The 9791-nt window shown below is 64.7% G+C and carries 7 protein-coding genes; 2 read left to right on the top strand and 5 right to left on the bottom strand.

The genetic code is table 11. The annotated features are described in order from the left end of the window. Positions 1 to 343: 343 nt before the first annotated feature. Both prmC and KF759_RS11240 read right to left on the bottom strand, forming a co-directional pair. Positions 344 to 1180, bottom strand: a complete 837-nt coding sequence (gene prmC / locus KF759_RS11245; protein ID WP_291225529.1) for a peptide chain release factor N(5)-glutamine methyltransferase — start codon at positions 1178 to 1180, stop codon at positions 344 to 346. A 14-nt stretch (positions 1181 to 1194) separates the two neighbouring features. Further along, positions 1195 to 1809, bottom strand: a complete 615-nt coding sequence (locus tag KF759_RS11240) for a Pycsar system effector family protein (protein WP_291225523.1) — start codon at positions 1807 to 1809, stop codon at positions 1195 to 1197. A gap of 113 nt (positions 1810 to 1922) precedes the next feature. Here KF759_RS11240 and KF759_RS11235 point away from each other — a divergent pair, with 113 nt between their 5' ends. After that, positions 1923 to 3578, top strand: a complete 1656-nt coding sequence (locus KF759_RS11235; RefSeq protein WP_291225521.1) for an acyl-CoA dehydrogenase family protein — start codon at positions 1923 to 1925, stop codon at positions 3576 to 3578. A gap of 27 nt (positions 3579 to 3605) precedes the next feature. Next, a complete protein-coding gene (locus KF759_RS11230; protein ID WP_291225519.1) occupies positions 3606 to 4097 on the top strand; it encodes an asparaginase domain-containing protein in 492 nt (163 codons plus the stop codon). A 185-nt stretch (positions 4098 to 4282) separates the two neighbouring features. Here the strand turns inward: KF759_RS11230 and KF759_RS11225 are convergent, their stop codons facing one another. The 3 genes from KF759_RS11225 to clpS form a co-directional block, all read right to left on the bottom strand. Next, positions 4283 to 6445 carry a S8 family serine peptidase gene (locus KF759_RS11225; protein ID WP_291225527.1) on the bottom strand — a complete coding sequence of 721 codons (2163 nt, stop codon included), beginning with the start codon at positions 6443 to 6445 and terminating at the stop codon, positions 4283 to 4285. A 603-nt stretch (positions 6446 to 7048) separates the two neighbouring features. Beyond that, positions 7049 to 9328 (bottom strand): ATP-dependent Clp protease ATP-binding subunit ClpA, encoded by a 2280-nt coding sequence (gene clpA / locus KF759_RS11220; RefSeq protein ID WP_291225517.1) that lies wholly within the window; start codon positions 9326 to 9328, stop codon positions 7049 to 7051. A 77-nt stretch (positions 9329 to 9405) separates the two neighbouring features. Continuing rightward, positions 9406 to 9738 carry an ATP-dependent Clp protease adapter ClpS gene (gene clpS, locus KF759_RS11215; RefSeq protein ID WP_291225515.1) on the bottom strand — a complete coding sequence of 111 codons (333 nt, stop codon included), beginning with the start codon at positions 9736 to 9738 and terminating at the stop codon, positions 9406 to 9408. Between the last annotated feature and the right edge of the window lie 53 nt (positions 9739 to 9791).

Here is a 9791-nt window from a genome sequence, read left to right as displayed (position 1 = left end):
GTATCCGTGCATGGTGCCCGAGCATCGCGCTGCTGTCAGCGTGACCGAAGTCAGGGGAATCGGTGAGTGGGTTGCGCTGTGACCTGGGCGCGTCGCGCCCGGAGACGTGGCCATCCCTGGCCAAACCTTGACCGCATCCGAGCGGCGGAATTTCCGGGCCTGATTGGCGAGGCCCGGAGCGTGGCGCTCACGCGCGACGCAGTTCGGGGTTCAGTGGCTTCATCGCGAGGTCCGCAAATGCGTCCTCATCTGGGAAGGCATCTTGCCGGGATGGCGCGACTGATTCCGCGCAATGGGCAACGCGCCCCCTGCGGCCGGCTTCACGCGCGAGTTGCCAACTGCCTCACACTTTGACGGGCGGACGCCGCCCGAAGCTCACGCGCTCGTGGCCAGCGGCGTCGCGGGCACTGCCGATCGACTCGAAGCCAGATCCGGCGAGCAGATCGCGCACCGCGGCGGCCTGGTCGTAGCCCTGTTCGAGCAGCAACCAGCCCCGCTCGACGAGATGTTCGGGTGCCTGCGCGACGATGGCGCGGAGCGCATCGAGGCCGTCCTTGCCCGAGGCCAATGCAGCGGCGGGCTCGAAGCGCAGATCGCCTTGCGCAAGATGTGGATCGCCGGACGCGATGTACGGTGGATTGGAGACGATCAGGTCAAAGCGCCGCCCGCCCAGCACCTCACACCAGTTGCCTCGGGCGAATTCGAGCTTGCCCAAGCCAAGCCGCCGCGCATTGCCGCGCGCGACCTCGAGTGCGGCTTCGCTCGCGTCGGTCGCCAGCACGCGGGCCTGCGGTCGCTCGCTCGCGATCGCCAGCGCGATCGCGCCCGAACCGGTACCGAGGTCGGCCACGCAGACTTCGCGATCGAGCGGCAGTCGCGCAAGCGCGAGTTCGACCAGCAATTCGGTTTCCGGGCGCGGGATCAGCACGGCCGGGCCTATTGCCAGATCCAGGTTCCAGAAGTCCCGCCGCCCGGTCAGGTAAGCAATGGGTTCGCCGCGCGCACGCGCTTCGACCAAGCCGGCGTAAACCTCGCGCTGGGCAGCATCCGGCTCGTGTTCAGGCCAGGCGAACAACCAGCTGCGCGGGCGCCCAAGCACATGGGCAAGCAGGATCTGCGCCTCGGCGCGCGCATCCGCGCCGTCCAGATGCCGCAGGGCCGCCTCGAGCAGGCCGCGCACCGAAGCCGGTTTGCTCACTGGGCAAGCAGGCGCCACGCCTGCACCGCGCAGGCGAGCAAGAACCCGGCGAGGAAAAACAGATAGCTGTAGCGCAGATAGCGGTACTTGTACCAGGCCAGATACGTACCGATCGAATAGATGTCGTTGGCCCAGGTGGCATAGGGCGAACCATCGGGACTGAGCGCACGCGCCATCTCCTCGAGATAGCGTTCGCGCGACAGTCTGGAGAAGTGCCCGAAGAACAACAGGTTGAAGCCCTTGGGCAAGCTGCCGTCTGCATTGAGCCTGGGCGGGCGGTATTTTGGCAACACGGCGAGGATTGCAAGAAACAGCGCCATCAAGGTGAAGGCGGCGAGCACGATCGCCGACACGCGCAGCTCCGGATCGTTGAGGCGACCGATGCACAGGGTCAGCACGATCGATGACACCGTGATGATGATGTTCGCCTTGGTATCGGCCATGCTCGACAAGGCAACATGATGCTGCTGCGCGGTGCGCAGCAGATTGTCGCCGCTATTGCGCTCGGGAATCCGCGCATACGCTGCCGTCGCTGCTGCCTGCTTCTCGTCCATTGTCGCCTCGCTGCGCACGGCGCGGATTCTAGCAAGCGGCACCAGAATCGCGCTCACGGCCGGCCCGTTCGGCCAAGGCGCCGGCGGCCTTGAAGGTCGAGCCGGCACGCTTGCCGCAGCATCGCCACGGCGCGTAAGGTCGGATGCAAACACGGCTTCACGGAGGCCACATGGAATTCCTGCAATCCCCACCCCGACTGGGCAATTCCTTCACCACCGATGCAAGCCTGCGCACCTACTGCGCACGCGCGCTGCCCAAGGAGGTCGCCGCCGCCATAGAGGCCGACCTGAGCGAACTTGGCGCGCATGCTGCACATTCGTGGAGCAAGGCCCGCCAGGAGGCCCCCAAGACACCCAGTCTGATCTCCTGGAGCGCCTGGGGCGAACGCATCGATCACATCGAAACGACGCCAACCTGGCAGCGCGGTGCCGAACTCACTGCGCGCTACGGCTTTGTGGCCGCGGGACACGAATCCCGCTTTGGCGCATGGGCACGCGTCGACCAGTTTCTGCGCGCCTACCTCTATCACGTGCCGAGCCAGTTCCATTCCTGTCCGCTGGCCATGAGCGACGGCGCCGCGACCGCGCTCAAGGCGGCTGGCAATCGCGCACTGTGCGAGCGAGCGCTGCCGCATCTGCTGGCCCGCGATCCAACCCAGCTGTGGCTGTCGGGCCAGTGGATGACCGAACTCGCTGGTGGTTCGGATGTCGGCAACACCGACACGATCGCGCAGCGCGACGAGCATGGGCAGTGGCGCCTGAGCGGCCGCAAGTGGTTCACCTCGGCCGTGGTCGGCGACATGGCGCTTGCGCTCGCACGCCCGCAAGGGTCCGCTTCCGGCGCCGATGCACTCGCGCTCTTCTATCTCGAAACGCGTGACGCGAGCGGTGCGTGGAATGGCATCCGCATCGACCGACTCAAGGACAAGCTCGGCACGCGCGAACTCCCGACCGCCGAAATCCACCTCGACGGCGCACTGGCCACACCGGTCGGCGATCTGGCCAATGGGGTGCGCCAGATCACACCCGTGCTCAATATCTCGCGCATCTGGAATGCCGTCGGCGCCATCGCCACGATGCGTCATTGCCTGGCACTGGCGCTCGATTACGCAAACCGGCGCGAGGCCTTCGGTCGCACGCTCGGCGCCTTGCCGCTGCATCGCGCAACGCTCGCCCACCTCATCGCCGAATTCGAGGCGGCGTTCCAACTCGTCTTCTGCGTCATCGAACTGCTCGGACGTGAAGAGCACGACCAGCGTGAACACGCCGATGATGCGCTGATGCTGCGCGTGCTCACCCCGCTGGCCAAGTTGTGGACCGGCAAGCTCGCGGTACGCATCGCCTCGGAAACCTGCGAAGCCTTCGGCGGCGCCGGCTACATCGAGGACACCGGGATTCCGCAATTGCTGCGCGATGCCCAGGTGTTCCCGATCTGGGAAGGCACCACCAATGTGCTCGCGCTCGATACCCTGCGCGCATTGGGCCGCGAAGGACTTGCCGCTTTCGCGCGGCGGCTTCTGGAACTGTGTGGCAGCGGAGCAGGCCAAATGCAACTGCAACCGGCGCTGGCGGCGGCGCAGGCATGGTACGGCTCACACGCGAGTGACCGCGCCACGCTCGAGAGCGGTGCACGCGGTTTCGCGGTGACGCTGGCGCGCTGCGCGGCAGCGGCTTTGCTCAATCGCCACGCGCGCTGGGCCGAACGCGAATTGCGCGATCCGCGCGCGCATGCGGCGCTGAGCTTGTTCCTGGAGCACGGCCTCATGCGCCTGGACACGATTCCGATGGACGCGGTCGCGGCGCTCGTCGACAATGCGCCCTCCTGAAACTGCCTGCACGCGGAACCGGCCATCATGCAGCACCTGACCATCGTCACCACCGGCGGCACCATCGACAAGATCTATTTCGACGACAAGTCGACCTTCCAGATCGGCTCGCCGCAGATCGGCGAGATTCTCGAAACGCTGGGCGTGGCTTTTGCCTTTGACGTGGTCTCGGTGTTGCGCAAGGACAGTCTGCATCTGGACGATGGCGACCGCGCGCTGATTCGCAGCGCAATCGAACGCCAGCCGCATCGTCATGTGCTGGTCACGCATGGCACCGACACGATGGTCGATACCGCACAGGCACTGCACGGCATCGACGGCAAGGTGATCGTGCTCACCGGCGCGCTCAATCCGGCCTTGTTCAAGGGCTCGGACGCAGTGTTCAACATCGGTTGCGCAGTCGGCGCGGTGCAGACCCTGCCCGATGGCGTCTACATCGCAATGAACGGGCGCATCTGGGACCCGACCCAGGTGCGCAAGAACCGCGAAGCCAACCGCTTCGAGCCGCTGCCCGGCTGAGGCCTCTGCCGGGGTCGCTTTCGCCGCAGCACGGCGACTGGATTCCCCAATCCGATTCTGGTGCCGGCTTCTGCCGCGATCGCGCCGTGTGCGGCGCCTCGTTTCCCGCGGCCGCGATGCCGAAAACAAGAACGGCCGGGTTGCCCCGGCCGTCGATTTGCTTTCCTTCCCTGGTCGAACTTCGTTTACGGTGTGTAGCTCGGCACCAGCGTCACGCCCGAGAACGCCGCATAGGCGCGGATCTTGACGTGATAGGTACCGGCGCTCGGCGCCGCCCAGGTGCACGACTCGCTGTTACCGGTCAGATACGGACGGCAGCTGTAGCTCGAGGTCGTCGGTGCCGCGTTGAGGCGCACGTACATGTCGGCATCACCGCTGCCACCCGAAATCTGGAACTTCAGGTTGGTCGCGCCAGCCGGCACCACGAGGGTGTAGTCCGCGGTCCACTTGCCCTTTGCCGCCGACAGGCCGCTGACCGGCACGCCGTTGGCAAGCGTGGTGCCACCGCCGCCGCCACCGGTGCTGTAGCTGCCAGTCAGGCTCATGCCACTGAAGGTCGAATAGGCATTGACCATCACGTAGTAGGTGCCCGCCTGCGCCGTGGTGATCGAGCAGGTTTCACTGTTGCCCGAGACCCACGAACGGCAGTCATAGCTCGAGGTGGTAGGTGCCGAACCGAACTTGACGTAGAGGTCGCCATCACCCGAACCGCCCGAGGTGACGAACTTGAGGTTGGTCGCACCGGCCGGAACGCTCATCGTGTAGAAGAGCTGGCCGCCCGTGGTCGCACCCAGGCCCGTGACCGCAACACCATTGGTCAACACCGTGCCACCACCGCCGCCGCTGCTTACCGTGACCGTGCTGGTCTTGGTGTTGGTTGCACCGCCATTGTCGGTCACCGTCAGCTTGACGCTGTAGGAACCGCTGGCTGCGAACGTGTGACTCGGATTGGTCGCCGTCGATGTGCTGCCATCGCCGAAGTTCCACGAGCGCGAGCTGATGCTTCCGTCGCTGTCGCTGGAGCTGTCGGTGAAGCTCGCGGTCAGGCCGCTGGTGGTGAAGCTGAAGTTGGCCGTGGGCGCGGCATTGCTGGAACCGCCACCAGCGGCCTGCACGGCAGCCTGGGCGTCCATGATGCCCGCGCCGCAACCACCCGAGCAGGAACCCGGCAAGGCGCGCGCGGTACTGGTCAGGATGTTCTTCACCTGATCCGGCGTGAGGCTCGGATTCTGCTGGAACACCAAGGCCGCAACCGCTGCCACGTGCGGCGTCGCCATCGACGTACCCGCGTAGTAGGCGTAGTTCTCGGCGCCCGGCGTGGTGGTACCGGCATTGAGCGTGGACAGGATGTCCCCGGCGCCGCCGCTGCCATCACCACCCGGCGCCGAAATCACGATCGTCGAGCCATAGTTCGAATACGAGGCACGCGAACCGGCCTTGGTCGTCGCTGCAACCGAAACGACATTGCTGCAGTTGGCCGGTGAGGAATTGCTGACATTCTGGCTTTCGTTGCCCGCCGCAACCACGAAGATCGCTCCGTTGCTGCGCGCAGTGTTGATCGCCGATTGGAACGAACCGCAGGCACCGCCGCCGCCGAGGCTGAGGTTGAGGACACGCGCCGGATTGGCATTGGCGGGCACGCCCGAGACGCTGCCACCCGAGGCCCAGACAATCGCATCGACGATGTCGGAGACCGAACCACCGCATTTGCCCAGTACGCGCACAGGCACCACCTTGGCGCCGTAGGCAATACCGGCAATGCCCTTGCCATTGTTGGCCTGGGCGACGATCGTGCCGGTCACGTGCGTGCCGTGCCAGCTCGAGTTGGACGCCGGGTAGCCCGAGCCGCACTCATTGGCGGCATACCAATCGCCCTGATCGGCGGGATTGGAATCACGACCATTGCCATCGCGCGCAGCCGACGAATCGCTGATGAAGTCATAGCCGCCCACCGTCTGACCGCTGAGGTCGCTGTGGGTGGTGATACCAGTGTCGAGCACGGCCACGTTGATGCCCGAACCCGGCGCCGAGCCAGCCAAATCCCAGGCCGCTGGCGCGCGAATGCCGCCAGTCGCGTCGGTGAGGTCCCACTGGTTGGCGAAATAGGTGTCGTTGGGGGTGAATACCGCATGCATGATGCGGTCGGGTTCGACATAGGCGACGTTCGGATTGCCGGCAAAGGCCAGCATGACATTGCGCGCGAAATCGCTCTTGGCGGCAAGGCGCTTCACATCACCCGAAACTTCGACCAATTGCGCACCGGTGGCGAGGGTGCGTACCGCACTGACCTTGGTGCCGGTGAGTGCACCGACGCGATCGAAATCGAGCTGGCGCGAGCTGATCTGCATCTGCTCGGGGCTCGTTGCGTGATAGGTCACGATGAAGCGCGTGCTGGAATAATCCTTCGTCAAGGCATCGATGTTCATGCGTGCGGTGTCGAGCTGCTGCTGCGCACCGATAGAAGGCGTGGCCTGCGCCGCGCCACCACTGAACAAGAGCAACGCGGCAACGGCCAAAGCCGTCCGCCGTACCTCATGGTTACGGTTCTGATTCACTGTGTTCCCCAGTCGCTGGTTAGGAAGATGCTGCTCACGCAGCCCTTTGCACCGTCCCGAGTGCCCACGTCGATGCGTTCTCTCCACACCGAAGGCTCCGCCGCTGCCGACAGCTCTCTCTCTGCCGGCGCCGTGGCTTGCTGGACGCCTACCCCATAGACGGCCAACCTTCCGAAGCTAGCAGGCGTTTGCGCCCGCTGTCGAGAGCAACCCGACAACTTTCGACGGTGCGCCGCAGCATGCGCCGCAACCATCGGACCGCGCGTGTCGTTCGCGCAGGCGATCGAATCGAGGTAACGGAAATGCGAGCTTTCATCTGCAACATGACGTGATTCAACGAAAAAGGCCGGGTCGAAAACCGACCCGGCCCTTGCCCTGTCCACTCACCAGGTCGAACTACTCGACGACGGCAGGCAATTCTTCGGCTGCTTCGGTTTCAACCGCAAGCTTGCCCTCGCGCACCGACAGCAGCACCTTGCCACCCGTGGCGAGTTTGCCGAACAGGAGTTCGTCGGCGAGCAGGCGCTTGACGTTCTCCTGGATCACGCGCGCCATCGGCCGCGCGCCCATCTGCGGGTCAAACCCGTGCTCGGCCAACCAGCGCCGCGCGTCGGCATCGACATGCAAGGCCACGTGTTTTTCCTGCAGCTGCGCTTCGAGCTCGATCAGGAACTTGTCGACCACGCGCAGAATGTGCTCGAAATCGAGCGCATTGAACTGCACCACTGCATCGAGGCGATTGCGGAACTCGGGCGTGAACGTGCGCTTGAGCGCCTCCATCGCATCGGTTCGATGGCTCTGCTCGACGAAGCCGATGGTGCGCCTTGCCGCCGCCTGCGCGCCGACATTGGTCGTCATCACCACGATGACGTTCTTGAAATTGGCCTCGCGCCCGTTGGTGTCGGTGAGCGCACCACGATCCATGATCTGCAGCAGGATGTTGTAGACATCCGGATGCGCCTTTTCGATTTCGTCGAGCAGCAGCACGCAATGGGGATGCTTGACGATCTGCTCGGTGAGCAGGCCGCCCTGGTCGAAACCGACATAACCCGGGGGCGCACCAATCAGGCGCGACACCGAATGCGGCTCCATGTACTCGGACATGTCGAAACGCACCAGCTCGATGCCCAACTGCAGCGCCAACTGGCGGGTAACTTCGGTCTTGCCCACGCCGGTCGGACCGGTGAGCAGGAAACAGCCGATCGGCTTGCTCGGATTGCCCAGGCCCGAGCGCGCCATCTTGATCGCACCGGCGAGCGCGTCGATGGCCGCATCCTGGCCAAACACCACCATCTTGAGGTTGCGATCCAGGCTCTTGAGCACGTCGCGGTCCGATGCCGACACCTGCTTGGGTGGAATGCGCGCCATGCGCGCGACGATGAACTCGATTTCCGGTACGTCCACGCGCCCACTGCGCTCGTGCTCGGGCAACAGGCGCTGGCGCGCCCCGGCCTCGTCGATCACGTCGATCGCCTTGTCCGGCAGCAGGCGGTCGGCAATGTGCTTGACCGAAAGATCCACCGCCGCCTGCAATGCGTCGCCGGTGTATTCGACCTTGTGGTGCTCCTCGAAACGCGCCTTCAGGCCCTTGAGGATTTCCACACTCTCGGCAATGGAGGGTTCGACCACGTCGATCTTCTGGAAGCGCCGTGCCAGCGCGCGATCCTTCTCGAACACGCCACGGTATTCCTGGAAGGTGGTCGAGCCGATGCAGCGCAGCTCGCCGCTGGCGAGCACGGGCTTGATCAGATTGGACGCATCCATCGTGCCGCCCGAGGCGGATCCGGCGCCAATGATGGTGTGGATCTCGTCAATGAACAGGATCGCGCCCGGCTCCTTCTTGAGCTGGGCGATCACCGCCTTGAGACGCTTTTCGAAATCGCCGCGGTACTTGGTGCCGGCGACCAGTGCGCCCAGATCGAGCGCCCAGATCGTGCAGTCGGCCAGCACCTCGGGCACGTCGCCCTCGACGATGCGCTTGGCCAGCCCTTCGGCCAGCGCGGTCTTGCCCACGCCGGCCTCGCCGACGTAGAGCGGATTGTTCTTGCGCCGGCGGCACAGCACCTGGATGGTGCGCTCGACTTCTTCGTTGCGGCCGATCAGCGGATCGATCTTGCCCTGGCGTGCGAGCTCGTTGAGGTTGTTGGCGAATTCCTGCAGCGGATTGCCGCGCGCCTCCTCGCCGCCAGCCTCGCCTTCGGCCTTGCCTTCACCACTGGACGCTGCACTGGCACCGTCGTGGCCGATCTTGGCGATGCCGTGCGAGATGTAGTTGACGACATCCAGCCTTGACACGTCCTGCTGGCCGAGGAAATAAGCGGCGTGAGAGTCCTTTTCACCGAAGATCGCCACCAGCACATTGGCACCGGTGACTTCCTTGCGCCCCGAAGACTGCACATGATAGACGGCACGCTGCAAGACCCGCTGGAAGCCGAGCGTGGGCTGGGTGTCGCGCTCGTCATTGGCCGGCAACACCGGCACCGTTTCGGCGATGATCGAGCGCAAGTCGCGCGCAAGCCGCGCCAAATCGGCGCCGCATGCATTGATCACCGCCACCGCGGCGGTGTTGTCGAGCAATGAAAGCAACAGGTGCTCGACGGTCATGAACTCATGCCGTTGTTCGCGCGCCTGCTTGTAGCATTGGCCGATGCTGACCTCGAGATCCTTGCTGAACATGCCGAAACCTCTCCGCAATCTGTTGTGTAAGGATGTGGGGTTGGTGTGCTGGATATCCAGTCAGGCATCGGCCAAGGTCAGGACTTCTCCATCGTGCAGAGCAAGGGATGCTGGTGCGCCCGCGAGAACTCGTTGACCTGGGTGACCTTGGTCTCGGCCACTTCACGGGTGAACAGGCCGCACACACCCTTGCCGCGGGTATGCACGTGCATCATCACCTGGGTCGCGCGCTCGCGTTCCATGTTGAAGAAGGTTTCCAGCACGATGATCACGAAATCCATCGGCGTGAAATCGTCGTTGAGCAGCAACACCTGATAAAGCGGTGGCCGCTCGATTGCGGCCTCCGGCTTGGCTTCGTGGACTGCGAGGCCAAAGGTGTGTTCTTGTCCGGGTTCGTGCTTGCTTGCCATGTCCTGCTGCCATTCTGCCGCGGCCCGAGTATAGCGCGGCATCGTTCGCGCCA

Origin of the sequence: Dokdonella sp. (assembly GCF_019634815.1) — a bacterium.
Lineage (GTDB): Bacteria > Pseudomonadota > Gammaproteobacteria > Xanthomonadales > Rhodanobacteraceae > Dokdonella_A.
This window is presented reverse-complemented; position numbering and strand designations above follow the sequence as displayed.